Origin of the sequence: Pseudomonas syringae CC1557 (assembly GCF_000452705.1) — a bacterium.
GTDB classification, from domain to species: Bacteria; Pseudomonadota; Gammaproteobacteria; order Pseudomonadales; family Pseudomonadaceae; genus Aquipseudomonas; species Aquipseudomonas syringae_F.
The window spans coordinates 4,372,302-4,397,852 of sequence record NZ_CP007014.1; the positions used below are offsets into that span (position 1 = coordinate 4,372,302).

Consider the following 25,551-nt stretch of genomic DNA (forward strand, 5'->3'; position numbering starts at 1 on the left):
CCGAAGCTGGCCAGGCACTGAGTGGCGTTTAAGCCACAACAGTTCCTTTGGGATCAGTCATTTCTCCACACCACGGAACCAGATCAGAAACACGACCACACACCGGAGGTTGATGGAAGCGGTAACTCAGGAGAGCTCGTTCGTCATACGCATCGCGTCTACCCGGAGACTCATTATGTTTAATAGAATTTCGTCCAGTTTTCATAACTATGGCAGCTCAAGCACGTCTGAAACCTCGCGAGCGTCTGGCGCGACGAGTGTTTCCAACTTGTCTTCTGCAACGCTTGGCTACACAGCTGCGTTCAAATCGAACCCGGAACGCTTTCTTAGAGACCACACTATCGATGCCAGGCACGTGTTAAAAATGGGAGATCGCCTGACCGATGAGCTGTTGAGCAACACGATTAAACAGGGCCACTTCGCATTGGTTCACGATGCTGATACCGGCAACTTTATACTGACCCACGTGAATGCTGCGAGTGCTGCTGATCGAGCAAAAGTTATTCATGCCCACTGGATACCGTTCAAAAGCGGAAATTCTACCCCGGGCTATGTGGACATTCCCAAAGACCCTCGGTATGCCACCGAGCAGGATTCGGCGCCGTTTGCCTTTACGCCAGGCATGAATGGTTGCTCGATCGAAGTCAGGGAGCACCCCAATAACGAGGCCTACATGCGTGTGTTCCATAACCAGCACCCGGAGAGCAGTACAGTAAATCGCCTGGTCAGCGCCATATCGGGCGACAAGATCAGCTCCTTCGACGCTGACGACTACCACGATGAGGACTCCAGAGCGCCCGTGGCCTTCAACATGATGCATTTCGACAGGAACTCAGTGAACTGGAAGTTTATAGGCCAGTCCCTCGAGTTCGATCCGTACAACAATCAGCGGCTGAGCAGGTCCAGAGCTGGAATAAGTACCAAAGACGCCACCGACTGATCCAGCACCGCGTTATTCAATCCCCCTCGCTGTTTTTGCAGGGTGACTTCGGAAGTGTCGCGAAGTTGCCCTGTACTTTCACGACCCAAGCCATGCAGCAGCCTGTTCTGGCGCGGTCAGTTCAACCCGCTTTTTACCCTGTCTTCGAACAGCCAGTCTGTTCGAAGACAGGTGACAAGTGCGGACCTGCCTGGAACTCATCGTCGCGCCCTGCCACTCACTTCGAGCACCTTCAAGGCAACAGCCTCATCGACCTATAGAACCGACAGGGACGCGGCGAACATATCTGATAAACCCAGACCATGACGCCGGTTCATATGTCCACCCAATCGAGGTATAGCACTATGAGCATCGGTATCCCCCCCGCCTCCTATCAACCCGTCTCGACTTCGCTGGATTTTTCGGCGCTGAAAGGCACAGGCGCGCAGCAAAACGCCTTGGCAGGGCAGAACGGTTCAGCAAATGTGGACGCTGAATCTCTGCTGTTCAGCAGCGACAAGCAGAAAGACGTCACCTTCGGCACATCAGACAGTACGGTGCAGAATCCGCAGGACAGCAGCAAGACCGGTGATAGCCAGTCCAATGTGGTCAAGCTGCTTAGCGCACTGATCATGTCCTTGCTGCAAATGCTCATGAATCCGATGAAAAAGCAGGACCCGAGTCAAGAACAGAATCGGGGGCAGGATCCGTATCAAGGCAATAACGGACTCGGAACTGCGCCATCGTCGGGCGGCGGCAGTGCGACTCCGCCCACAACAGGTCAGGCCCCTACTGATACACCGGCTTCCACAGGCGGCGATGAAGCGCCTTCCAATAAAGAAGGGACGCCGACCGGAAATGGCGATAACGGAACAACACCTTCTGGCACTGCGCAGCCAGCCGGGCCGCATGGCAGTTCAGGCACAGGTTCCGTGAGCACGCCCAAGGCATCCGGCGATCCGGTTGTTGTGAACCAGACCATCAAAGTAGGCGCAGACGAGGTCTTCGACGGCAAGGGCCAGACCTTCACAGCAAGCAGTGCGCTGGGTAACGGAGACCAGGGCGAAAACCAGAAGCCACTGTTCGAACTGGCTGAAGGCGCGACCTTGAAAAATGTGAACCTGGGTCAGAACGAAGCAGACGGCATCCACGTCAAAGCTGCCACCGGAGCTAAAGTCACCATTGATAACTTGCATGCAGAAAACGTGGGTGAGGACCTGATCACCGTCAAGGGCGAAGGAGGCGCGAAGGTCACTAATCTGGACATCGAAAACAGCAGCGCCAAAGGTGCAGACGACAAGATCATCCAGCTCAACGCCAACACTCACTTGAACGTCGATGGTTTCAAAGCCGATGAGTTCGGTACGATGGTTCGCACCAACGGCGGCAAGCAGTTTGACGATATGAGCATTGCGCTGAACGGTGTAGACGCTAACCACGGCAAGTTTGCTTTAGTGAAAAGCGACAGTGAGGATCTAAAACTGGCCACGGCCAACATCGCCATGGCTGACGTGAAGCATGCCTATGACAAGACAAGGGCTTCTACCCAACACACAGAGCTTTGACCAGATGCAAAAACTGGCCAAAGGAAGGGGGGCGTATTCTTGGGATACGCCCCCCTTCTCGTTACAGGCAGCCTGTCGAAATGCTTATGGCCCATGACTGCCATAAACGATGGCATGCGTCACAATTTTGAAGTGTTGTTTCAAGGCCATGTGACGCCATGGAGAATTAAGCGAGCTTTAAGGCTGGGTGCGTAAGTTTGCAGCGTGACAGGTTCATTGACCGCACACACCCTCTTCCACACCCGCAAAGGAGTGCCGAAAATGCTTGGTCCGTTTGAAAAAAAATGGCTGTGCATCAGCAGAACAGTCACTTATGTTGGCTGGTCGCTGTTTTGGCTGCTGCTCTGGGACGTGGCCGTGACCATGGACTTCATGCTGATACAAAGCACAGGGTTTGTAGATCTCCCGCTCATGCCACTGACCCTGCTGTGTTCGGCACTTATCGTGCTGATCAGCTTTCGCAATTCGAGCGCCTACAATCGCTGGTGGGAAGCGCGCACCTTGTGGGGCGCCATGGTCAACAGTTCACGCAGCTTCGGCCGTCAAGTGTTGACCTTGATCGATGATGAACGTGACGACTGCGACAATCCGGTCAAGGCAACCCTGTTCAAGCGTCATGTGGCTTACCTGCGGGCTCTGCGCGCGCACCTGAAAGGCAACGTCGGTACTGCAAAACTCGAAGGTCTGCTGTCACTGGAAGAAATCCACAACGCATCGCAGAGCAACAACTTCCCCAATGACATTCTGAATGGCTCCGCCGCAATCATCTCGCAAGAGTTTGCTGCTGGACGAATCGACAGCATCCGCCTCGCCCGACTGGAGTCGACAATGGTCGAGTTGTCCAACTGCCAAGGCGGCATGGAGCGAATCGCCAATACGCCGCTGCCCTATCCTTATGTCTACTTTCCAAGGCTGTTCAGCACCCTGTTCTGCATCATCATGCCGTTGAGCATGGTGACGACCCTGGGCTGGTTCACCCCGGCAATCTCGACGGTCGTCGGCTGCATGCTGCTGGCAATGGACCGCATCGGCACAGACTTGCAGGCGCCTTTCGGCAACAGCCAGCACCGGATTCGCATGGAAGACCTGTGCAACACCATCGAAAAGAACCTGCGCTCCATGTTTGATGCACCGGAAAAACAATCGATGGCGATTGACTCGCACGACTACGGAAGTGGCCAGTGGCAAACGCATCGGCTGGCCGTTTGAACGTCGCTTCCGCTCATCCTTACATGAGATCTAACGGCCAACCATCACTGAAGAACGAACAGGCATGTTCAGGTACTCGGGATTCTTTTTCATAAAGCTTTTAACGGCTTGCTCTTGCCGGTCAACCATACAGATGCTCACAGACGGGTAAGGCACAGAACACTCGCCCAGCGCCAGGAACCCGCAACTCATTGCGCCATATAGCGCAGTGGGTCGGGCCTCCAGCGAACAGCCATAAACCAGTTCGCCTACATAGTTCAGTTCGCCCTGCTTTACAGTGAAGCGCAGTGGCCTGTCATAGGCTCCCATTACCCCACGCCGTGACCCTAACCGGTAGAGTTCATACTCACCGGCAGGCAACCAGGCGGAATAATAGTCCTTGGCAGCCCAGCCATACGTTTTGCCGGTGTTCAGGTCACGCAACTCAAACCAGGTACCCCAGTCCCCGCCCTTGATAAGCGCGCCCACTATCAAACCCGCGTTTTGTGCGGAATATGTCTTGGAGTCCAATGCCATCTCTGCGGGCATTGATGAGCAACCCGCCATCAGGCCCGCCAGAACAACTGCAAGAAGCCGGTTTGATTTCAAACTCCATTACCTCTGTCATATTCACGGGTGTCCGCGCGCAGGAAAAGTACGCTGGACGGCGGTCAAGCCGTTTATTAGCATCACGGCCTTCGCCAATTATTTATCAGGGACGACACACTAACATGCGCAGCTACCCGCCTTTATATGCACTCGGTTTGCTGACTGCCATCACCGCCTCGCTCAGCGGTTGCAGCTTCAATGGCAGTTATCCAGACGCGACCGAAACCGATGCGGCGAAGCTGCGTTTTGTCAGCAATGTTGAAAATTCCACCCTTGACCTTTTCGACGCGGAACATTGCGGCGGCCGGAACACCGGCTTGCTCAACAACCTTTTTGCTGCTGATACCCGGCGCAGAGCCGACATGAGCGTCGCACCTCCAGCCGATGCGAGAGGCTATCTGGAAATTCGTCTGAAGCCTGAAAGCGAAGTGTTTTACAGGATCAACACCGTGGGCTCGGGCAGCGTTTGCGGTATTGCGTTTAACTTCGCACCGCAGCGCAACACCGAATACGAGGTAGTCTTTAGTCGTCGTGGCGCTGTCTGCAATGCATCGCTAAATAGGCTGGAAAACGTAAACGGCAAGGCCATCCGCTCTCCCATACCGCTTGTAGAAAAAGGTCTGCCGGCGTGTGCCGGGAGTAACCCGATTTTCCCCAAGGCTCTAGTAGCGCTGCCTTCAACCCCTGAGCGCGACGCGCTGATCGAGCAGATTATCAACGCAAGTATCGTGGCTGACATGAGGCCGGATCCTGGCGCAATCACCAGAGAAGTAACGGCTGAAAAAGTAGACAAGGTCGTCGAGGACCGTAAACACTTGATGGGCGTTACCCTGCCTGACGCCTATTGGACGGAGTATCGTCAGAACGTCAAACTCTTCGCCACCGAAGTCACGGGCGTAAAAGAACGGGCGCTCACGCTTTACAAGAATGTTTACCGGAGCCAGTTACAGTCATTGGATACGGCCCGGATAAAACAGCTGGTACCTGACAGCGATACAGCTGATCTGACTGCGGCACTGGCGCAGAATAACGCGATGATGGATTACTACCACTCCGCGAACCTGATAGCGCTCAAGGAAGCCGTTTCCAACAATCTCACTCGAATGGCCGACCTGGACAGACGCTTCAACGTCTGCAAGCAATATTCCGGCTGCTGGAAAAACTGACAGACAGGATTTGCCTTCAGGGGCGTGATGATCGCAAGTGTGAGCTCAGTGACACGCTTAACGTACCGAGGTGATCTGTATATCCAGCGGCTCGACAAAAGGACACGTCTTAATGCCTGTAGCGAAACTTCACCTCCTGTGCGGCAAGATCGCATCAGGTAAATCAACGCTCGCCAAGTCACTCGCAGTCGAACATGCAGCCATTCTGCTGAGTGAGGATGACTGGCTCTCAAAGCTCTACCCTGACGATATCAAGTCAGTGACAGACTACCTGCGACTTGCACATCGAATTCGTGATGTCGTAGGCCCGCTGGTTATCCGTATTCTGAAATCAGGCATTGGGGTCATTCTGGATTTCCCTGCCAATACTCCCGCTGATCGCACATGGCTCCGAAGTCTGGCAGAGGATGCTCAGGTTTCGCACTGTTTGCACTATCTCGAGGTTGACGATGATGTTTGCCTCGCCAGGCTGCACATTCGCAACGACAAGGCTGAGCATGATTTTTCAGCGACCGATACCGAGTTCAGACTGATCACCCGTTACTTTCGTATTCCGGATGCAAAGGAAGGACTGGATATTCAAGTGCACCCTTCGTGAGCCAGTTCAGGGCGCTAACACGATATTCAAGCTGATATCATCGCGAAAACTGCAAGCCGGGTAGACGACCATGAATCGCCGCAAAAAAATACAGCAACTGCTAAAAGCTCACGCTAAAAAAGCCAGCGCCAAACTCGCCCCGGCGAGCAAGTCCACCTACGTGAGCAAGGCTGACCGGTTGAAACTGGCGGCGGAATCGGCTCAAGACCCGGTTATTGCTACTGAGAGCTGATGGGTGAGGCTGGCGCGCTATTGGAGTTTTTGAAAGGAACGACTGGCACTTGCCTACGCAGGACACACCTCAAGTATCTTCAAGAAACCTGATGTGAGTCGCGTGCTGATCGCTCACGTGCTGGAAGCCGCAGCGCAAGTAGAACTCGTTGCCGCTCGAAGTATCAGTGAACAGGCGCACGACAAGAAAGTGTTCGGCAGCATGCTCAACAAGGCGATTGACCAGGGTCCTTCCAATGTTCTGGCCTCTGGAGGCACTCGCTACGTAAAGCCGGCGTAACCTGCCCACGTCCCCCTCCACAAACGGATCGCGTGTAAGACCTCCGATCCCCACCAGACAGCCGTCCAGAAACGCGGCTATCAGGCACTCTCCTTGCGCGTCGAATCGATTCTTCCCGCACTTCCACTCGTCAACAAGCCGTGCGACAAACCTGAAACCCTCCGCCGCTGCCTCATTTTCCAGCGTCGGAATCTGCGGCGGCAGCTCGGTGATTTTGTGAATCTCAACCTTTTTCACCGTGAAGCCCTTTGTCTGCCGGGGTGCGAGCGCAAAGGGCGATATAGGGCGTTAGCCACGAACCTACTTGGCAAACGAGTACTCACCGCCCTGCTCCAGCGCCTTGCGATACGCGGGTCTGGCCTGAAGTCTTTGTACCCATGCCGCAATGTTCGGGTATGGCTGGAGCATGCCCTGAGCCTTGGCGAATTCGCCGATGAAGCTCATCTGGATATCGGCGCCACTCAGCTCCTCGCCAAGCAGATAGGGTGTCAATCCTAATGCTTCATTCAGATACCCCAGGTAGTTCGCGAGCTCGGACTGGATGCGCGGATGCAACGGGGCGCCAGCGTCACCCAGGCGTCCGACGTACAGATTGAGCATCAATGGCAGGATGGCTGAACCTTCGGCGAAGTGCAGCCATTGCACGTATTCATCATAGGTAGCGCTCGCCGGATCCGGTTGCAGACGGCCTTCGCCGTGGCGGCGAATCAGGTAGTCGACGATGGCTCCGGATTCGATCAGCACATGGGGACCGTCTTCAATGACCGGCGACTTGCCCAATGGATGGATGGCTTTGAGCTCTGGCGGCGCAAGGTTGGTTTTCGCGTCGCGCTGATAACGTTTGATCTCATATGGAAGGCCAAGCTCTTCAAGAAGCCAGAGAATACGTTGCGAACGAGAGTTGTTGAGGTGATGGACGATAATCATATGGGGCTCCGCTGGGCGAAAGTGGGGTATATAAGAAAAAGACTGCCATGCCGCCGGGGAGTGCCCTGAAATGAATGTCAGTCGATGAGCGTGCAACAGAACTCAGACTTCAGATGCTTCTGTCGCTGGACGCAACCACGGGCTCGCCGCCGAGTTCGCGCTCCACTGCAGCTTTGTCGATCACTGACCAGACCGCAACGACCTTGCCTTCGCTAAAGGTATAAAACACATTCTCAGAAAAGCTGATGCGCCGGCCTTGCGCCTCCAGCCCCATGAACCGACCTTGTGGCCAGCAATCGAATAACAGCCGGGCAGCAACCTGCGGTGCTTCCACCACCAGAAAATCGATAGTGAAACGCAAGTCGGGGATTATCCTGACGTCGTTTTCAAGCATCGTCAGATAACCTGACAGGCCGATGCGCTCACCGTTGTAATGCACATCGTCGTCGACGAAGTTACCCAGGTCGTGCCAGCGGCGCTCATTAAGGCAAGCAATGTAAGCGCGGTAGTGTTTAGCCAGGCTCATGCTCTCCCCTCCTCGATGAAGAATACTCACCATAGACCCATGGGCGCGCATGCGTACATGAACATTGCCGGCACCGAAACCCGCAGTAATTCCATACCCGACTCTGTTTGTAGGGAACTAGCGCGGCCGACGTCGCCCTAAGCCTGACATCTATGTACTGGCGCGACGCTGGTTTCAAGCGAAGGACTTCAGGTTCATGTCTTCAAGTAGCACCTCATCAGCGGCCGATCGACAAGGTCGGCAAACTGTTTCAGCGAATCGACTCATCTTCATCTCCGTGCTTGTGGCGACCATGGGCGCGCTCGCGTTCGGTTATGACACCGGTATTATCGCGGGCGCACTGCCCTTCATGACGCTGCCTGTCGATCAGGGCGGGCTGGGTCTGGATGCCTACAGCGAAGGCATGATCACGGCCTCGCTAATCGTCGGTGCAGCGTTCGGCTCCCTGGCGAGCGGCTACATTTCCGACCGTTTCGGGCGACGTCTGACCCTGCGCCTGCTGTCGGTGTTGTTCATTGCAGGCGCGTTGGGCACCGCTATTGCGCCCTCTATCCCGTTCATGGTCGCTGCGCGCTTCCTGCTGGGTATCGCGGTGGGCGGCGGTTCGGCAACGGTGCCGGTGTTCATCGCCGAGATCGCCGGCCCGTCGCGTCGTGCGCGACTGGTGAGCCGCAACGAACTGATGATCGTCAGCGGCCAGTTGCTCGCCTACGTGCTCAGCGCGGTCATGGCCGCGTTGCTACACACGCCGGGTATCTGGCGTTACATGCTGGCCATCGCCATGGTGCCGGGGGTGTTGCTGCTGATCGGAACATTCTTTGTACCGCCGTCGCCTCGCTGGCTGGCGTCCAAAGGCCGCTTTGACGAGGCGCAGGATGTGCTGGAGCAACTGCGTACCAACAAGGACGATGCGCAGCGCGAAGTCGACGAGATGAAAGCTCAGGACGAGCAGGCACGCCATCGCCCGAAAGCCAGGGAGTTGCTGCGTCAGCGCTGGGTCATCAAGTTGTTGCTGATCGGTATCGGGCTGGGCTTTACCGCGCAGCTCACCGGCGTAAACGCGTTTATGTATTACACACCAATCATCCTCAAGAATACCGGGATGGGCACCAACGCTGCGTTGACTGCCACTATCGGCAACGGTGTGGTATCGGTCATCGCGACCTTGCTGGGCATCTGGGCCATTGGCCGTTACGGGCGTCGGCATTTGCTGATGACCGGCCTGGTGATCGTGATTCTGATGCAAGCCGCGCTCGGTTGCGTGTTGCAGTTCATGCCGCAGAACCTGACTCAGAGCTACAGCGCCCTGGCCTGCATTCTGGTGTTCCTGCTGTTCATGCAGATGTGTATTTCGCCGGTGTACTGGCTGCTGATGTCGGAGCTGTTTCCGATGCAGGTACGCGGCTTGCTGACCGGGACGGCGGTGTCGATGCAGTGGCTGTTCAACGCGTCGGTAGCGTTCACCTTTCCGATTGCAGTCGATACTATCGGCAACCCGACGTTCTTTATCTTCGCGGCCATCAATGTCGGCTCGCTGATCTTTGTGTTCCTGTGCCTTCCGGAAACCAAGGGCAAGTCGCTTGAACAGATCGAGAAGCATCTGAAGAAAGAGCTCTGATTTACAACAACAGGATGAGGCCATTGGCGGCCTCGTCCTCCTCTTGAGCTCCTCAGCGAACCAGCATGGAAGCCGCTGCCGCGACCATGATCGCCGCCGCGCCGCGAAACAGTTTTCTCTGCGCGCTCTCGCTCGACAAAAGATGCCGGATGCGCAGAGCAGCGAAGATGAACACCGCGCCTACGGCAAGCAGCACAATTACAGTCAGCGGCACTAGAACCAGACCCCAGGTTTGCAAAGAGACCGTTTCCAGATTGATGACCAATGGTAAAAGTGCCAGATAAAAAGCAATTGTCTTGGGGTTGCCCAATGTAATGGTCAGTCCGGAAGCAGCCGCCGAAAGCAATTCTTTCTTCTTCGCCGGCCTGCCCACCTCTATGGCTTGGTGATCTGCGAACCAGAACTGCCAGGCCAGGTAACACAGATAAATTGCAGCCCCCCAGCGCACCACCTGAAACAACGCGTTGAAGTGCTCGGCGATCATCGCCAGACCGAAGACAGCAAATGACAGGTAGGTCAGATCACCAAGAATCAGCCCGGACAGCAGGCAAAAGCCTGACAGCGCACCACCACTGACGCTTCGCGCGACCAGCGCCGCCATTCCCGGGCCAGGGATGGCCGCCGCGATGCCAAGTGCTGCCGAATAAGTGAGAACCTGTGTCAAATCAAGCATGTCGCACTCCTTGAAATAATTATCAGTGCCTGGCGAATAGTGCCGTGTGTCAACTAAATCGCGAACGTTTAACGGGACGCGATCCACTGTCGGATTATTTCCCGAGCGAACACCAGATCCTGCACAGCCATCGAACAGCCCTGAACAAACTGTGGTCTCACTGTTAATGTCGATATCAACGACCTGCCAACTGGCAATCTTCTGCCACTTGAGAACACCATCCTGATGATTCGGGTGAATAAGAAAATCTGAAAGTTCCTGCTGACTGTCGAACAACCCCATGACCACAAAGTCCATGGCTCGTTTACGAACGCTGATATTCCGTCCGCAGGCCCAGCCTGCAATCTCGTTGAGATGGTGTGGATGCTGGCGGCTTGCCGATTCCGCCTCGACAACTTCACTGTCGCACCATTGAAAGCGTTCATGAAACTTGAAAAAACCAAGTGGAGAATCATGCAACGTCCTTGTTTTCACCGCACACCTTTACACGTTTATTGATGAGCGGAAGTGTCCAGATTTACCTTTTTCACGATCCTGCTGAACACACTTCGTGTATTCATGAGCCGCTTGCCAAGACTCGTCTGAAAAAAATACTACGCTCTTTAAACAGGAAAAAATTATCTATTATGACTGTCAGCGCGCGCAAAACAGGTAGAATTTTCCTCTTCTACAAGGAGTAAAGAAATTTATGACCTATCAGACGTTGAATTCGACTGATATCAGGATCCTCACGGCGCTGCAACAAGACGGCCGTGTTACCAATCAGACACTGGCAGACCAGATAGGTATGTCTGCCTCACCGTGCTGGCGACGGGTTAAACAACTGGAAGAACACCGTTATATCCAGGGCTACAAAGCGGTGCTGGATCGCCGAAAGATCGGCTTGGGTGTCATGGTGTTCATCCGGGTCAGCATTGATCGCCATAGCGAGGCCGAGGCCAGAAAATTCGAGCAAGAGGTCATGCAACTGGAAGATGTCGTGGCGTGCTACAGCATCGGCGGCGATGCCGATTTTCTGCTTCAGGTCGTCGCGCGCGATCTGGATTCGTTTGCCGATTTTGCGATGACCGTGGTCAGGCGATTACCCGGAATCAAGGAGATGCAGAGCATGTTCGTCCTGAAGGAAATAAAGCCTTTCGTGTCGTTCCCGGTGAAACAACCGCTGCCAGCAGCATAGACTGCGGCCGGCGCGAAGGCAGATCATCTGCGGCCGTATCTCCTCGGCCACGACTCAGAATAAAGGAATAGCGATGTCTACAACCGAGCAAGCCACTGTCACGTTCAACAGTGCCATCCCGATACTGCGGATGTTCGATGAGCGCAAAGCGCGCGAGTTCTACCTCGACTTTCTCGGTTTCAGCGTCGAATTCGAACACCGCTTCGAGGCTGCTTTGCCGTTGTACCTGGGGATCAGCCGCAACGGGCTGCACCTGCACCTTTCCGAGCATCACGGTGACGCCTGTCCGGGTGCAGCGGTGTTCATACCCACTCAGAACATCGAGCAATTGCGCGATGAGCTGATCGGCAAACAGTACGGTTATGCGCGACCGGACATCGTTCAACAAGGCTGGGGTAAAGTGCTGGAAGTGTGTGACCCGTTCGGCAACCGGATCAGGTTCTGCCAGAGCTGACAAAAGGCCTCAACGCGTCAGCCGGTGACCAATCAAGTCGGCAACCCGGCAGGCGCGCCCTCCCCAATGGTGGACCTTGCGCCCCATCGTTGGGCAACCTGACACTTTCTGGCGCAGCCATGAAGCACAATCCCCTCGAAAAACCAGGCAAATCGCTTCTCCTCCTCAGTAAATAAGCGTCAGGCAGAGATTGGCCCATTAAGTGCAACCGTGCTGATTCATCTTGTATACATGAATGAACACCACTATGACCGCACTCGATATTTCCGAATTACAGTCGGCTTTACGCTCGGGTCATCTGACCTTGGCGGCACTGGTAAACACCCTGACGACGCACATTGATGCTGACGAGCGACCGGAAGTCTGGATTCATCGAGTGCCCGTTGCGGAGCTTCTCGAAAGGGCTGCAGCACTGCAAAGCACGGCTGAAGCGCTGGGCGAATCGGTTTATGAGCAACTGCCGCTGTTCGGCGTACCGTTTGCGGTCAAAGACAATTTCGACGTAGCAGGAATGCCGACCACGGCAGCGTGCCCGGCCTTCGCCTATGTCGCCAAAGAAAATGCTCATGTGGTGCAACGGCTGCTCGACAGTGGCGCACTGCTGATCGGCAAGACCAACCTTGATCAGTTCGCGACCGGCCTGGTGGGCGTTCGCTCGCCCTATGGCGCGGTGCGTAACGCTCACGACCCTGCTTATGTCAGCGGCGGTTCCAGCTCGGGATCGGCTGTTGCGGTAGCGCGCGGTTACGTCAGTTTTGCGCTGGGCACTGATACCGCAGGCTCGGGACGAGTGCCTGCCGGCTTTAACGGCATCGTCGGGCTCAAGCCGAGCCTCGGGCTGTTCAGCAGTCGAGGGGTTGTGCCCGCCTGCCGCACACTGGACTGCCCGTCGATATTCGCCAGGGACGTCATGCAGGCCTGGCAGGTGACGCAGGTCATGGCGGCTTACGATCCGCTGGACCCTGGCAGTGTGGCGGTAGCAGCGCTGCCGGTGCAGCGACGGACGCGACGTGTCGCCGTTGCAAAACAGTGCGAATTTTTCGGTGACGAGCAGGCGCAAGCGGCGTACCTGAAAACACTGGAGGCCCTGCAGAGCGATCCTCTGGTGACCCTAAAGCCTGTCGACTTCGAGGTTTTTGCCGAAGCTGCGGCGCTGCTGTATCAAGGCCCGTGGGTGGCAGAACGCCGGGCAGCGATTGGCCGATTCTTCGACACCAATGTCACCGACATCCATCCCGTGGTGCGCGGCATTGTGCAGAGCGCTGCCTCGTTCGATGCCGTGGACACCTTCAATGCCCGCTACCGCCTGGCAGAACTGACTCGCGCAGCGCAGCAACTGCTGGCGGATGTCGATGTGCTGGTGGTGCCGACCGCCCCCTGCATGCCGACCATCGACGCGGTGCTGGAAAAACCGATCGAGCTCAATTCGCAGCTCGGTTATTACACCAACTTCGTCAACCTGATGAACCTGTGCGCTATCGCTGTCCCGGGACTGCGACGGGCTGACGGGCTGCCCGCAGGCATCACGCTGATCGGGCCGGCGGGTGCCGATCAGCGTCTGGCAGAAATGGCTGCGGCCTGGCAACCGCTGTTCGGCCAGGCGGACCAGAGTGACGCCGTCGCGATGGCTCCCCTGCCCTGCAACAGCCCGACCGTGCAGGTCGCAGTGGTCGGCGCGCACCTGATCGGCCAGCCGCTCAACTGGCAACTGCTTGAAGGGGGCGCTCGCTTGCTGCGTACCACAACCACCAGCGCGGATTACCGCTTGTATGCACTGGCAGGCACTTCTCCGCCAAAACCGGGGCTGGTGCGCGTGCTTGCAGAAGGCACGCGCATCGAGGTCGAGGTCTGGGAGATGCCGCTCAGCCAGTTCGGGGCCTTCGTCGCCGCCATTCCCGCACCACTGGGCATCGGCTCGCTGCAATTGGCCGACGGTCAGTGGGTCAAGGGGTTCATCTGTGAGCCTGGCGGCCTTGAAGGCGCGCTGGACATCACTGACTTCAAAGGCTGGCGCGCCTACCGCGCCGCGCAAACATCTTCTTCCATCGCTCATTGATCAGGGGTAGCAGCATGTCGAACGTTGATCGTCGCAGTTTCATCAAGTTGGCGGGCATTATCGGCCTGAGCGCGGCGCTGCCTTTTGGTCGCGCCTATTCAGCCGACGCACCGTTGGTAGTGGGTTTTATCTACGTCGGCGCTCGCGACGATTTCGGCTATAACCAGGCTCATGCCCAGGCAGCCGCGATCATCAAAACGCTGCCCAACGTCAAAGTCATCGAAGAGGAAAACGTCCCGGAAACCGTAGCGGTACAGAAAACCATGGAAGCCATGATTCGTCAGGACGGCGCGACGCTGATTTTCCCGACTTCGTTCGGCTACTTCGAACCGCATGTGGTCAAGGTCGCCAAGAAGTATCCGGACGTGCGTTTCGCGCACTGCGGCGGCCTCTGGCAGAAAGGTCGGGACCCGATGAACGCAGGCAGCTTTTTCGGTTACATCGACGAAGCGCAATACCTCAACGGCGTGATTGCCGGGCACATGAGCAAGAGCAAAAAGCTCGGTTTCGTCGCCGCCAAACCAGTGCCTCAGGTGCTGCGCAACCTCAACGCCTTCGCCATGGGCGCGCGCTCAGTTGATCCGAGCATCGTCACCACCGTTATCTTTACCGGTGACTGGTCGTTGCCGGTCAAGGAAGCCGAAGCCGCCAACGGCCTGATCGATCAGGGCTGCGACGTGCTGACCTGCCATGTCGATGGCCCCAAAGTGATTGTCGAGACCGCCGAGAAACGCGGCGTCATGACCTGCGGTTATCACGCCAGCCAGGCTGCACTTGCCCCCAAAGGCTACCTGACCGGGGCCGAATGGAACTGGGAAACACCTTATCGCGCCCATGTCGCGGCAGCCCAGAGTGGCGCGCCAATGATCAACTTCCTGCGCGGCGGGCTCAAGGACGGCTTCGTCAAGACGTCTGCCTATGGGCCGGCCGTCACAGCCAGTGCAAAACAACAAGCGGACGCCATCAAGGCGCAGATGCTCGCGGGTCAGTTCGTGATCTTCAAAGGCCCGCTCAAGGACAACAAAGGGGCCGTGGTGATCGCTGATGGCGTCGTACAAACCCAGACCGATATCGCTTTGGAAAGCATGAATTATCTGGTCGAAGGTGTACTTGGCCAGATCTGAGGAGCGTACATGAGCCCATCCAAAAGTCTTTGCCGTCTGGCCAGTGCGCTACTGCCGGGGCTGCCTACGCTGCTGGCGGTCTGTTCCTCGTGCGTGCTGTTCGGACTGTTTCTGGCAGTCCAGGGCAAACCTGCCTGGCAGGCACTGCACCTGGTCGGCGAAGGCGCGTTCGGCTCGTGGTTTGCGCTGGAAAACACCTTGCAACGCGCCGCGCCGCTGATGCTGACCGCACTGTGTGTTGCCCTGCCTGCGCGGGCCGGGCTGGTAATTATCGGCGGCGAAGGTGCGCTGGTACTGGGCGGCCTGGCTGCGGCAGTGACACCCTTGTGGCTCAGCCATCTGCCAGCTGGTCTGATGCTCGCCTGCATGGCGGTCGCAGCAATGACCGTAGGCGCACTGTGGATCGGCCTGAGTGGCTGGATGCGCCAGCGCCGTGGGGTCAACGAGACGATCAGCAGCCTGCTGCTTTCCTACATCGCTCTGGCGCTGTTCCGGCAGTTGGTGGAAGGGCCGCTACGCGACCCGGCAAGTTTGAACAAGCCTTCTACCCCGCCACTGGACGATGCCTATCTGATCGGCACCATCAGCGACAGCTTTGAAGTGCACTGGGGGCTGGCGGCTGGCGTGGTCGCCTGTCTGCTGGCTTATGTGCTGGTGCGCCACAGCGTCAAGGGCTTCGCGCTGGCGGTGGTCGGCGGCAACGTGCGTACCGCACTGATGATCGGTCTGCCGGTGGACCGCCTGATCCTGCTCAGTTGCCTGCTGGGCGGTGCGGCGGCGGGGCTGGCCGGCATGTTCGAAGTCACGGCCGTGCAAGGCAGCGCCAACGCCGCGCTGATCGCAGGTTATGGCACCAGCGGCATTCTTGTCGCCTTCGCCGCTCGCCATCACCCGCTGGCCATTATTGTCTGCGCCATATTACTGGGCGGGCTGGAGGCCAGCGGCGGATTGCTGCAACGGCGGCTCGGTCTGCCAGACGCCACTACGCTGATTCTCGAAGGCTTGCTGTTTACCAACCTGCTGCTCTGGGAAGCCCTGGGCGGGCGCATCGCGGCCTGGCGGATAAGGCTGCACGCGCCCGATACGCAGGTCGCTACGCCTGTAGATAAGGGAGCGCTGCACCATGGCTGATATCGACCTGGGTACCTTTTTACTCGCGCTGCTGGCCGGTGCGATCCGCGTCGGCACGCCGTTTCTGTTCGTCAGTCTGGGCGAATGCCTGACCGAGAAAAGCGGCCGTATCAACCTCGGGCTGGAAGGCATTCTGGTAGCCGGGGCGATGTCCGGCTATGCGGTGGCGTGCCTGAGTGGTTCGGCATGGCTGGGCGTCTGCGCGGCCGCAGGAGTCGGCATTCTGCTGGGCCTGCTGCATGGGCTGGCGTGCTCGCTGCCGCGGGTCAACGACATCGCGTTCGGCATCGCGCTGATCCTGCTCGGCACCGGGCTGGCGTTCTTTCTCGGTAAAGCCTTTATCCAGCCGCAAGCGCCCATGCTGCCTTCGCTGGCGCTGGGTGCCTGGAGCGATGAGGAGCGCGTGCGTTCGGCGCTGAACATCAATGTGTTGTTCTTCGTCGGCGCCGCACTGGCGTTCGTTCTGCACTGGGGGCTGCGCACTACCCGCTGGGGGCTGATGCTGCGGCTGGTCGGCGATCACGCCGAAACCGCTCAGGCGCTTGGCTATAAACCCCTGAAGGTACGCATTGTTGCCACAGCGGTCGGCGGCGGACTGGCCGGAATCGGTGGTGCCTACCTGTCGCTTTACTACCCCGGCAGCTGGAACGAAGGCTTGTCCAGCGGTCAGGGGCTGATGGCCGTGGCGCTGGTGATTTTTGCCCGCTGGCGGCCGTTGGCCTGCCTCTGGGCCTCGCTGCTGTTCGGTGCTGCTGGCGCCATCGGCCCGGCGCTCCAGGCCGTGGGCATCAGCGCCGGTTATTACCTGTTTGCCGCAGCGCCCTATGCCCTGACGCTGGTGGTGATGTATGCCACCTGCCGCCGGGGCCGCACGTTGAATGGCGCGCCCGGCGAACTCAGCCTGACACGATGAACTGATCTTTTCGAGGAGGCATGACATGGCCAGTGGTCTTGGTGGTTTGAACAAGTCGCCCAATGGCGTGGTGATCGGCCTGGCGCAACTGGCGCTGCCTGATCCCCACACTCGCGAGGCGTTGTGGGCGCAAACGCAAAAAGTGGTCGGCATGGTGGCCAAGGCGCGACGCAGCAATCCGGGCATGGACCTGATCGTGTTTCCCGAATACTCGCTGCATGGCCTGTCGATGAGCACCGCACCGGACATCATGTGCAGCCTCGACGGGCCGGAAGTCATGGCGCTGCGCGAGGCATGCAAAGCGCACCGCATATGGGGCTGCTTCTCGATCATGGAGGCCAACCCGCACGGCAACCCGTTCAACAGCGGTCTGATCGTCGATGATCTCGGCGAGATTCGCCTGTACTACCGCAAGCTGCACCCGTGGGTCCCGGTAGAACCGTGGGAACCTGGCGATCTTGGCATTCCGGTGTGCGACGGGCCGCGCGGCAGCAAGCTGGCGCTGATCATCTGCCATGACGGCATGTTTCCGGAAATGGCCCGTGAGTGCGCCTACAAAGGTGCCGACATCATGCTGCGCACCGCCGGTTACACCGCACCAATCCGCCACTCGTGGAAGATCACCAATCAGAGCAACGCCTTCACCAACCTCATGCAGACCGCTAGCGTCTGCATGTGTGGCTCCGACGGTACGTTCGATTCCATGGGCGAAGCCATGTTTGTCGATTTCGACGGCACGATTATGGCCGAAGGTGGTGGCCGGGCTGACGAAATCGTCTGCTGCGAACTGCGCCCCGATCTGGTCCGCGAGGCCCGTGTGCATTGGGGTGTCGAGAACAACATCTACCAGTTCGGCCATCGCGGGTATGTGGCGGTCAAGGGCGGCGCTCGCGATTGCCCTTACACCTACATGCACGATCTGACTGCTGGCCAGTACCGCCTGCCCTGGGAAAACGACGTGGTGCACACCGATGGCAGCGCGTGCGGTTTTGCCGCTCCTGAACGCGAATTCAAACCCACCCCCAGCAGTTGGAAGGAGTAACGGCCATGAGCGAACGTCACCTTGCTTCGGCGCCCTACCTCTGGCCCTGGAACGGCCAGTTGTATGCGCACAACACGGCGTTGATCGTGATCGACATGCAGACCGACTTTTGCGGCGTCGGCGGTTATGTCGACAGCATGGGCTACGACCTGGCGCTGACCCGCGCGCCCATCGACCCGATCAAAGCGCTGCTGGCCGTGATGCGCCCACTCGGTTTCACCATTATCCACACCCGCGAAGGCCATCGCCCGGACCTCAGTGATCTGCCCGCCAACAAACGTTGGCGCTCGCAGCGCATCGGCGCGGGGATCGGCGATCCCGGCCCGTGCGGCAAGATTCTGGTGCGCGGCGAACCGGGCTGGGAAATCATCGACGACCTCGCACCGCTGCCCGGCGAAATCGTTATCGATAAACCCGGCAAAGGTTCTTTCTGCGCCACCGATCTGGAACTGATCCTGCGCACGCGCGGCATCGACAATCTGATTCTGACCGGCATCACCACCGACGTGTGCGTGCACACCACCATGCGCGAAGCCAATGACCGGGGCTTCGAATGCCTGCTGCTTGAAGACTGCTGCGGCGCAACCGACCCGGCCAATCACGCCGCCGCTCTGAGCATGATCAAGATGCAGGGCGGCGTGTTTGGCGCAGTCGGCCATTCTTCGATGCTTCGCGATCTGCTGGAGGCATGAGCATGCGCGCCCCGAGCCTGGAAACGATTGGTGCCAGCAAATATTTCGGCAGTTTTTGCGCGCTCGACGAGGTGTCGTTCAAGGTCCGCGCCGGAACCGTACATGCCCTGCTCGGCGAAAACGGGGCGGGCAAGAGCACGCTGGTCAAAGGCATCATCGGCTACAGCCCGCTGCAATCGGGCAGCATTCTGGTCGACAACCGCGAGCACGCGATTCGTACCCCGCGTGACTCTCATCAACTGCAGATCGGCATGGTGTATCAGCACTTCACCGTCGCCCCGGGCCTGAGTGTTGCGGAAAACCTGGTGCTGTCACGGGGTGACTTACCGTGGCGTATCAATTGGGCCAGCGAACACCAACGCCTCGAAGCGTTCATGGCGAAAATGCCCTTCCGGCTCGACATCCATCGGCCGGTCAGCAGCCTGGCTGCCGGTGAAAAGCAGAAGCTGGAAATCCTCAAGCAGCTGTACCTGGAGCGTCGGCTGGTGATTCTCGACGAACCGACCTCGGTGCTCACGCCGCAGGAAGCCGATGAAGTGCTGGGGCTGATGCAGACGATGGCGCACCGTGGTGAATTGACTGTACTGATGATCACCCACAAATTTCGCGAAGTCAGTACCTACGCCGACGACGTGACCGTGTTGCGCAAAGGCCGTTGGGTGGGCACGGCGGCAGTGGCCAACACCACGACTCAGCAGATGGCCTCCTGGATGATGGGCGAAGCACAGGTACGCAGCGTCAGCAGTGACCGCCCGACCTTATCAATGCGTGCGCCGCAGTTGCAGGTAGACGGCCTGGACGTGCCAGGCGACAAGGGCACGCTGGCAGTAAAAAACCTGTCTCTGGCGGTACATCCGGGGGAAATTGTCGGGATCGCAGGTATCTCCGGCAACGGGCAGCGCGAGCTCACCGAAGCCCTACTCGGCCAGCGACCGTTCAGCGCCGGGAAGATCGCGGTCGACGGTCAGCCCTACCACGCACGGCGCGAACAAATGCAGCGCTTGCGGGTGTTCAGTCTGCCGGAAGAACCGCTGCGCAACGCATGCATCGGCGCCTTCAGCGTTGCCGACAACCTGGCGCTACGCAACTTCGACCTGCCGCCCCTTTGCCGGCAGGGCTGGCGTGTTGATCGACGGGCAATCGGCGCTCAGGCAGAAACGCTGATCAAACAGTTTCAGGTCTCGCCCAACGATCCGAACCGGCCGATCGGCACCTTGTCGGGCGGCAACGTGCAGCGCGCAGTACTGGCCCGTGAACTGACCCACGACGTCACGGTGCTGATCGTCGCCAACCCGGTTTTCGGCCTGGACTTCGCCAGTGTCGCGCTCATCCACCAGCGCTTGATCGACGCGCGCAACAACGGCACGGCGGTCCTCCTACTCAGTGAAGACCTCGACGAGCTGCTGAGCCTGGCGGACCGGATCGTAGTCATTCACGACGGTGAGTTGGTATTTGAAACCGACGCAGCGGCCGCCGACCGCACCGAACTGGGTCGGCACATGGCCGGAGCCGAACAGCAGTCGGAGGCGTTGGCATGATCAGCCTCAGTGCGCGCCCCGACCCTTTTACCTTCGAGCCGTCGTGCACTGCGGTTGTAATCATCGACATGCAGCGCGACTTTCTCGAACCCGGCGGGTTTGGCGCAGCGCTGGGCAACGACGTCGCGCCGTTGCAAGCCATCGTGCCCACTGTGCAGCGACTGCTGGCATTGGCGCGCAATCAGGGTCTGGCGGTGATCCACACCCGGGAATCCCACCACCCGGACCTGTCCGATTGCCCGCAAGCCAAACTCGACCATGGTTTACCGGGACTGCGCATCGGCGATCCGGGGCCGATGGGACGCATCCTGATTCGCGGCGAGCCTGGCAATCAGATTATCGACGCCCTGACACCCATTGCTGGTGAATGGATTATCGACAAGCCCGGCAAAGGCATGTTTTACGCCACTGATCTGCACGCGCAGCTGGCCGAAGCAGGCATCACTCACCTTATTTTTGCCGGCGTCACCACTGAAGTCTGCGTGCAGACCAGCATGCGCGAGGCCAATGACCGGGGTTATCGCTGCCTGCTGCTGGAAGACGCCACTGAAAGCTACTTTCCCGCGTTCAAGCAGGCCACGCTGGACATGATCACCGCGCAAGGTGCAATTGTCGGGCGGGTTGCGTCACTGGCGGATCTGGAGCAAGCGCTGCACACAAGGAGCACACACTGATGGACATCAACCTTCCCCACGTGGTCGCCGAAGTGACCCACGCCTTCACCGACTACGAACGCGCACTGCTGGCCAATGAACTGACCACGCTGGATGCGTATTTCTGGAACTCTGGACAGACCATTCGCTACGGCGTCGCAGAGAACCTGCACGGTGCCGACACCATTGCGCATTATCGGCGCCAGTGTCAGCCGGTCGGACCAGGGCGTACGCTGATGCGCACCGTGATCAGCACCTTCGGCGAGGACTTCGCCACCGTCAGCACCGAGTTCCATGATGGCGTGACTCAACGTCTGGGAAGGCAAATGCAGACCTGGGCTCGCCTGGACGGCGGCTGGAAAGTCGTTGCTGCACATGTCAGCATTGACCTGAGCAGCCTGGAGCCACACCCTTGAATTCTCCGAACACCACCAACGCGCTGGCAGAGGATGTCTATCGTCGGCTCAAGCAGGAGATTTTCGACTTCTACCTGCTGCCCTATGACCGGTTCACCGAAACCCAGCTGGCAGACCGTTATCAAGTCTCGCGGACCCCGGTGCGCGACGCGCTCTACCGCCTTCAACGCGAAGGCTATCTGGACGTCGAATTCCGGCGCGGCTGGTCAGTCAGGCCGCTGGATTTCAACCAGATCGACCAACTCTACGACCTGCGCATCGTGCTTGAATGCGCGGCGGTCGAACGCATCTGCGCATCGGCCGACGTACACCCGGAGCTCAACGTACTGCGAGAACACTGGCTGGTTGATCCCGCTCACAGGCAGATCGACATGCAAGTCGTCGCCGACCTTGACGAACAATTCCACACCCAACTGGTAGCGGCCTCGGGCAATCTGGAAATGGCCCGGGTTCACCAGGAAGTCACCGAGCGCATCCGCATCGTCAGGCGACTCGACTTCTTCAAAAGCGCGCGCATCGAACACACCTACCTTGAACACGCCGCCATCCTCAACGCACTTCAGGCACGCAAGCGCGACGAAGCCCTGTTATTGCTACGCTCTCATGTGGAAATCAGCAAACTGGAAGTACGCAAACTGACGATATCCATGCTCACCGATGCGCGGCGGCGGTATGAGGCGTGAGGCTTTAGTGCTTCACCGCTCAACTGCAAGGAAGACAGAAAATGCGTGAACGCAAATCCGCACGATTACTGGTAATAAGCCCGCCAGGAAACGTGTTGCTATTCAGATTCCAGCATAAAGAAGGCGCGCTGGCCGGCCACAACTATTGGGCAACGCCTGGCGGTGGCGTCGAGGACGGCGAAACATTTGAAGCCGCAGCCATGCGTGAATTGCGCGAAGAAACCGGTATCCGGGTCAATTCGATCGCGGAGCACATTGCCGACAGAAGTTTCCCGATGCTCCTTCCTTGCGGTGAAACCGTACTCGCTGTTGAACGGTATTACATTGTGCACGCAGAGAATCAGGCGCTCTCTCGATCAGAATGGACCCAGCAGGAAATTCAAGTCATGACAGAGCACCACTGGTGGTCCGCTGAGGAACTGAAGTCGACAGCGGAAACCGTATGGCCAGAAAGTCTTCTACAAATGCTTAAGGATGTGGAGGCTTTTTGGCAGAAACTCTCGTAGGCGACCAAGTCCGGGCACTGTTACCAATCATGAAAAAGCGAAAATTCTGGCACTGTTATAAGACGGTATAAAAACGACCTGCCGAACCCTGGCGTACTTGACCCCTCGTGACATGCGTCACAGATGCAAAAATACATAGTCGTAAACCAGGATGCTGCATTTTTGGTGCAGATGTGTCCACACGACCTGCCAACTCCAATCTCATGCAACCTTTCGAAACCCACTCTGTCGTAACAATTGGCGAGTAATGGCACTTGGGTATCATCGCGCATTCACATCATCGACAACATAAGCCATCCCGGCAAGTGCCGCGAACGATTAACAGTCGGGCGCAGTGCCGCAGGCTGGCCGTTGCCTGAACGAAGCGTCAGGCAGGGACGTTGGGTCTTTAGAAAACAGTTGGATCAAATCAGACCTTCTCCCCGCGCAACAGGAAGAAATTCAGGGAACGGGCCAACAACTGACGCTCCGCCGTACACGATTCAGACATTCATGCAGCCATTCAGGAATAGCGACCGATGAACCCTCAGGGCTATGAGCACGACCACGTCATACCGACGAATAATAAAGATGTTGAAAAGGTATTGCAGGCCGCTGCTCATTCAGTCCTGTGTACCGATGGCTTGCTGATGGTCTCCAGCGCGACAGGCTGGGAACAGATCGCCAGCTTCGGCGCGCATTGCCCCGAGGCGGATGAAGCAGGATTGAGGACGGTTTCATCCTACGGTGACGTCGTACTTGTCGGTCAGGACAGCCCGGCGGGTGCGATGCAAGGGTGTTCCAGCGGGCGCACTTTGATCTATGTTGCCATTCGCGGCTTCAGGCAAGAGTTGCTTGGGGCAATGTTACTCGGCAACAGCGATCCCGACAGTGGGTTGAGCGCTGCGCAACGTTACGCTCTGCAGGCGCATGCCGCTCAACTGCTCACGTGTCTGCAACCGGAACATGAGCATGACGCTAACGACCCGCGGATGGGCTCTTTCGAACGCCTGCGCTTGCTTGAATCCGTGGTCATCAATGCCAATGACGCGATTCTTATCACTGAAGCCGAGCCCATTGACTTGCCGGGCCCGCGTATCGTCTATTGCAACCCGGCATTTTTGGCGATCACCGGTTTCACTGAAGAGGAAGTCATCGGCCGCACGCCGCGGATACTTCAATGTGAGGACACCAGCCGCGCAACGCTGGACGTTATTCGCGAAGCCCTCAGCCACTGGAAGCCGGTTGAAGTAGAGTTGCTCAATACCCGCAAGGACGGTAGCCAGTTCTGGGTCGAGTTGAGCATCGTGCCGGTGGCCAACGAAAAGGGCTGGTTCACGCATTGGGTTTCCGTGCAGCGCGATATTACCGAGCGCAAAGAGTCCCAACAGCTGACCCAGCGGGCCCGCCTGGAGCGCGAAGAAAAACTCGCGCTACAAAGCCGGCTGGAGGAGCGCGAGCGCATTTCCGAAGAGCTGACCTACATAGCCTTTCACGACGAACTGACGTCACTGTTCAACCGTGCCTATCTCATGGACGAGTTGACCAAGGTATTCGAAAACGTTGACCCTAAGTACGAGCGTGCGACCGTGCTCTTTCTGGATCTGGACGGGTTCAAGGTTGTCAACGACAGCATGGGCCATCTGGCCGGCGACCAGTTGTTGAAGCGGGTCGCAAACAGATTACAGACGTGCGTTCGCTCGAATGATGTGCTGGCGCGAATCGGTGGCGACGAGTTTGCGATCCTGCTGGTGGGCAAGGATCAACCGGAAACTGCGGTAAAAATGGCCAATCGCATCGTCAGTCAATTGCAAACGGCCATACAGATCGAAGGCCAGGATATTTTCATATCGTGCAGTATCGGCATTGTCACTGCGGGTGAAAGCCACACAAAACCCGAAGAGTTGCTGCGTGATGCTGACGTCGCCATGTATTCCGCCAAGAAACAGGGCAGAGGGCGCTGGAGCATCTTCAATGCTTCAATGCGCGAAGCGGCGATTGATACGCTGGTCATTCAGAACGCGTTACGCCAGGCACTCAAAGATAAAGACTTTCTGGTTTTTTATCAGCCGATCTACAGCGGCAACAGCGAACATCTGGTCGGCGTCGAAGCGCTGGTGAGATGGGATCACGCCACCATGGGGATTATTTCTCCCGATGCATTCATCCCGATAGCCGAAGACCTCGGGATTATTCATGAGTTGGGTGCCTGGGTCATGCACAAGTCGTGCAGCGAAGTGCAGGCCTGGCGAAAAAAGTTCTCTCATCTGGACCTGAGGCTCAGTGTGAACGTCTCCGGAAAAGAGCTGAGTCATCCCGGATTCGTTGAACAGGTGACCCGGATAATCGCCTCCACCGGTTTACCCGCGACGCAACTTCAGATCGAAGTGACCGAATCAGTATTCCTCTATCAGCCAGACGCGATTGCAGAGGTTCTCAGGCAGATCCGGCAGTTGGGCGTGCGGGTGGCGCTTGATGACTTCGGTACGGGTTACAGTTCGCTCGGTTATATAGACCGTTACCCGATTGATGCGGTGAAGATTGACCGCTCGTTTGTCTCCCGAATGATGACGTACGAACGCAGCGAAGCCATTGTCAGCAGCATTCTGTCGCTGGGGCGCGCACTGAATCTGGATATAACGGCAGAAGGTGTGGAAACAGCAGAACAATACAACCGGCTGCGGAAAATGGGCTGCCCGTATTTTCAGGGTTATCTCCTGAACAGGCCGATGAGATCAGAGGCGTTGTTGCACATCATCAAGTCTGCTGCCGAATGCAGTGTCTGATTCACACCAGACTTGATGTACCGGGATAATCTGCAGTAATCCGCTCTGGCTGCCATGCTGTTCGAGCGGTGCAACAGCACCACTATTTGCGCAAGGCGCAT

General features: G+C 57.8%; 26 protein-coding genes and 1 pseudogene. 21 read left to right on the forward strand and 6 right to left on the reverse strand.

Annotated features, from left to right (window positions below; translation table 11 throughout):
* Window positions 1–175 precede the first annotated feature (175 nt).
* From N018_RS19290 to N018_RS19300, 3 genes are all read left to right on the forward strand, one after another.
* Window positions 176–940, forward strand: a complete 765-nt coding sequence (locus N018_RS19290) for a hypothetical protein (RefSeq protein WP_152531792.1) — start codon at window positions 176–178, stop codon at window positions 938–940.
* A 344-nt stretch (window positions 941–1,284) separates the two neighbouring features.
* On the forward strand, window positions 1,285–2,484 hold the full coding sequence (locus tag N018_RS19295) for a pectate lyase (protein ID WP_025390500.1): 1,200 nt from the start codon (window positions 1,285–1,287) through the stop codon (window positions 2,482–2,484).
* A 261-nt stretch (window positions 2,485–2,745) separates the two neighbouring features.
* The gene (locus N018_RS19300) at window positions 2,746–3,693 is read left to right on the forward strand and encodes a bestrophin family protein (protein ID WP_024643986.1); all 948 of its coding nucleotides are present in this window, start codon (window positions 2,746–2,748) and stop codon (window positions 3,691–3,693) included.
* A gap of 30 nt (window positions 3,694–3,723) precedes the next feature.
* Here N018_RS19300 and N018_RS19305 read toward each other — a convergent pair whose 3' ends face one another.
* The gene (locus tag N018_RS19305; RefSeq protein WP_025390501.1) at window positions 3,724–4,281 is read right to left on the reverse strand and encodes a hypothetical protein; all 558 of its coding nucleotides are present in this window, start codon (window positions 4,279–4,281) and stop codon (window positions 3,724–3,726) included.
* 122 nt (window positions 4,282–4,403) lie between these two features.
* Between N018_RS19305 and N018_RS25805 the strand changes: the two genes are divergently transcribed.
* From N018_RS25805 to N018_RS26790, 3 genes are all read left to right on the forward strand, one after another.
* Window positions 4,404–5,447 carry a hypothetical protein gene (locus tag N018_RS25805; RefSeq protein ID WP_025390502.1) on the forward strand — a complete coding sequence of 348 codons (1,044 nt, stop codon included), beginning with the start codon at window positions 4,404–4,406 and terminating at the stop codon, window positions 5,445–5,447.
* 112 nt (window positions 5,448–5,559) lie between these two features.
* Window positions 5,560–6,045: an AAA family ATPase gene (locus tag N018_RS19315; RefSeq protein ID WP_025390503.1), complete on the forward strand. Its 486-nt coding sequence runs from the start codon at window positions 5,560–5,562 to the stop codon at window positions 6,043–6,045.
* Window positions 6,046–6,115: 70 nt separating this feature from the next.
* Window positions 6,116–6,277 (forward strand): DUF2986 domain-containing protein, encoded by a 162-nt coding sequence (locus N018_RS26790; RefSeq protein WP_080274875.1) that lies wholly within the window; start codon window positions 6,116–6,118, stop codon window positions 6,275–6,277.
* A 69-nt stretch (window positions 6,278–6,346) separates the two neighbouring features.
* Here the strand turns inward: N018_RS26790 and N018_RS19320 are convergent, their stop codons facing one another.
* The 3 genes from N018_RS19320 to N018_RS19330 form a co-directional block, all read right to left on the reverse strand.
* Complete coding sequence (locus N018_RS19320) at window positions 6,347–6,793, reverse strand: GNAT family N-acetyltransferase (protein WP_025390504.1); 447 nt, start codon at window positions 6,791–6,793, stop codon at window positions 6,347–6,349.
* A gap of 63 nt (window positions 6,794–6,856) precedes the next feature.
* A complete protein-coding gene (locus N018_RS19325) occupies window positions 6,857–7,483 on the reverse strand; it encodes a glutathione S-transferase family protein (protein ID WP_024643981.1) in 627 nt (208 codons plus the stop codon).
* Window positions 7,484–7,592: 109 nt separating this feature from the next.
* The gene (locus tag N018_RS19330; protein ID WP_025390505.1) at window positions 7,593–8,009 is read right to left on the reverse strand and encodes an ester cyclase; all 417 of its coding nucleotides are present in this window, start codon (window positions 8,007–8,009) and stop codon (window positions 7,593–7,595) included.
* 196 nt (window positions 8,010–8,205) lie between these two features.
* On the opposite strand from N018_RS19330, the gene N018_RS19335 reads away from it, so the two are divergent.
* Window positions 8,206–9,627 carry a sugar porter family MFS transporter gene (locus N018_RS19335; RefSeq protein WP_024643979.1) on the forward strand — a complete coding sequence of 474 codons (1,422 nt, stop codon included), beginning with the start codon at window positions 8,206–8,208 and terminating at the stop codon, window positions 9,625–9,627.
* A gap of 52 nt (window positions 9,628–9,679) precedes the next feature.
* On the opposite strand, the gene N018_RS28420 is transcribed toward N018_RS19335, so the two are convergent.
* Window positions 9,680–10,300 (reverse strand): LysE family translocator, encoded by a 621-nt coding sequence (locus N018_RS28420; RefSeq protein WP_025390506.1) that lies wholly within the window; start codon window positions 10,298–10,300, stop codon window positions 9,680–9,682.
* 231 nt (window positions 10,301–10,531) lie between these two features.
* Window positions 10,532–10,774: pseudogene (locus N018_RS28425) on the reverse strand (Dabb family protein); the annotation flags it as partial.
* Window positions 10,775–10,988: 214 nt separating this feature from the next.
* On the opposite strand from N018_RS28425, the gene N018_RS19350 reads away from it, so the two are divergent.
* The 14 genes from N018_RS19350 (at window position 10,989) to N018_RS19415 (ending at window position 25,450) form a co-directional block, all read left to right on the forward strand.
* Window positions 10,989–11,477: an Lrp/AsnC family transcriptional regulator gene (locus tag N018_RS19350; RefSeq protein ID WP_024643977.1), complete on the forward strand. Its 489-nt coding sequence runs from the start codon at window positions 10,989–10,991 to the stop codon at window positions 11,475–11,477.
* 73 nt (window positions 11,478–11,550) lie between these two features.
* Window positions 11,551–11,931 carry a glyoxalase superfamily protein gene (locus tag N018_RS19355; RefSeq protein WP_024643976.1) on the forward strand — a complete coding sequence of 127 codons (381 nt, stop codon included), beginning with the start codon at window positions 11,551–11,553 and terminating at the stop codon, window positions 11,929–11,931.
* Between the two features lie 247 nt (window positions 11,932–12,178).
* The gene (gene atzF, locus N018_RS19360) at window positions 12,179–13,987 is read left to right on the forward strand and encodes an allophanate hydrolase (RefSeq protein ID WP_025390508.1); all 1,809 of its coding nucleotides are present in this window, start codon (window positions 12,179–12,181) and stop codon (window positions 13,985–13,987) included.
* A gap of 14 nt (window positions 13,988–14,001) precedes the next feature.
* Window positions 14,002–15,111, forward strand: a complete 1,110-nt coding sequence (locus tag N018_RS19365; protein WP_025390509.1) for a BMP family ABC transporter substrate-binding protein — start codon at window positions 14,002–14,004, stop codon at window positions 15,109–15,111.
* A gap of 9 nt (window positions 15,112–15,120) precedes the next feature.
* A complete protein-coding gene (locus N018_RS19370) occupies window positions 15,121–16,242 on the forward strand; it encodes an ABC transporter permease (protein WP_025390510.1) in 1,122 nt (373 codons plus the stop codon).
* The gene (locus tag N018_RS19375; RefSeq protein ID WP_024643972.1) at window positions 16,235–17,155 is read left to right on the forward strand and encodes an ABC transporter permease; all 921 of its coding nucleotides are present in this window, start codon (window positions 16,235–16,237) and stop codon (window positions 17,153–17,155) included. Before N018_RS19370 ends, N018_RS19375 begins: the two co-directional genes overlap by 8 nt.
* A 25-nt stretch (window positions 17,156–17,180) precedes the next feature.
* Window positions 17,181–18,197, forward strand: a complete 1,017-nt coding sequence (locus N018_RS19380) for a formamidase (protein WP_024643971.1) — start codon at window positions 17,181–17,183, stop codon at window positions 18,195–18,197.
* Between the two features lie 5 nt (window positions 18,198–18,202).
* Window positions 18,203–18,889 (forward strand): biuret amidohydrolase, encoded by a 687-nt coding sequence (gene biuH, locus N018_RS19385; protein WP_025390511.1) that lies wholly within the window; start codon window positions 18,203–18,205, stop codon window positions 18,887–18,889.
* Between the two features lie 2 nt (window positions 18,890–18,891).
* Window positions 18,892–20,427 carry an ABC transporter ATP-binding protein gene (locus N018_RS19390; RefSeq protein WP_025390512.1) on the forward strand — a complete coding sequence of 512 codons (1,536 nt, stop codon included), beginning with the start codon at window positions 18,892–18,894 and terminating at the stop codon, window positions 20,425–20,427.
* Entirely contained in the window at window positions 20,424–21,101 is a 678-nt protein-coding gene (locus tag N018_RS19395; RefSeq protein WP_025390513.1) for a cysteine hydrolase family protein, read from the forward strand. The genes N018_RS19390 and N018_RS19395 overlap by 4 nt, the downstream gene beginning before the upstream one ends.
* Entirely contained in the window at window positions 21,101–21,496 is a 396-nt protein-coding gene (hpxZ, locus tag N018_RS19400) for an oxalurate catabolism protein HpxZ (RefSeq protein ID WP_024643967.1), read from the forward strand. The genes N018_RS19395 and hpxZ overlap by 1 nt, the downstream gene beginning before the upstream one ends.
* The gene (locus N018_RS19405; protein ID WP_025390514.1) at window positions 21,493–22,179 is read left to right on the forward strand and encodes a GntR family transcriptional regulator; all 687 of its coding nucleotides are present in this window, start codon (window positions 21,493–21,495) and stop codon (window positions 22,177–22,179) included. The genes hpxZ and N018_RS19405 overlap by 4 nt, the downstream gene beginning before the upstream one ends.
* 41 nt (window positions 22,180–22,220) lie before the next feature.
* On the forward strand, window positions 22,221–22,685 hold the full coding sequence (locus tag N018_RS19410) for an NUDIX hydrolase (protein ID WP_024643965.1): 465 nt from the start codon (window positions 22,221–22,223) through the stop codon (window positions 22,683–22,685).
* 518 nt (window positions 22,686–23,203) lie between these two features.
* Window positions 23,204–25,450, forward strand: a complete 2,247-nt coding sequence (locus N018_RS19415) for a putative bifunctional diguanylate cyclase/phosphodiesterase (protein WP_025390515.1) — start codon at window positions 23,204–23,206, stop codon at window positions 25,448–25,450.
* The last annotated feature ends 101 nt before the right edge of the window (window positions 25,451–25,551 follow it).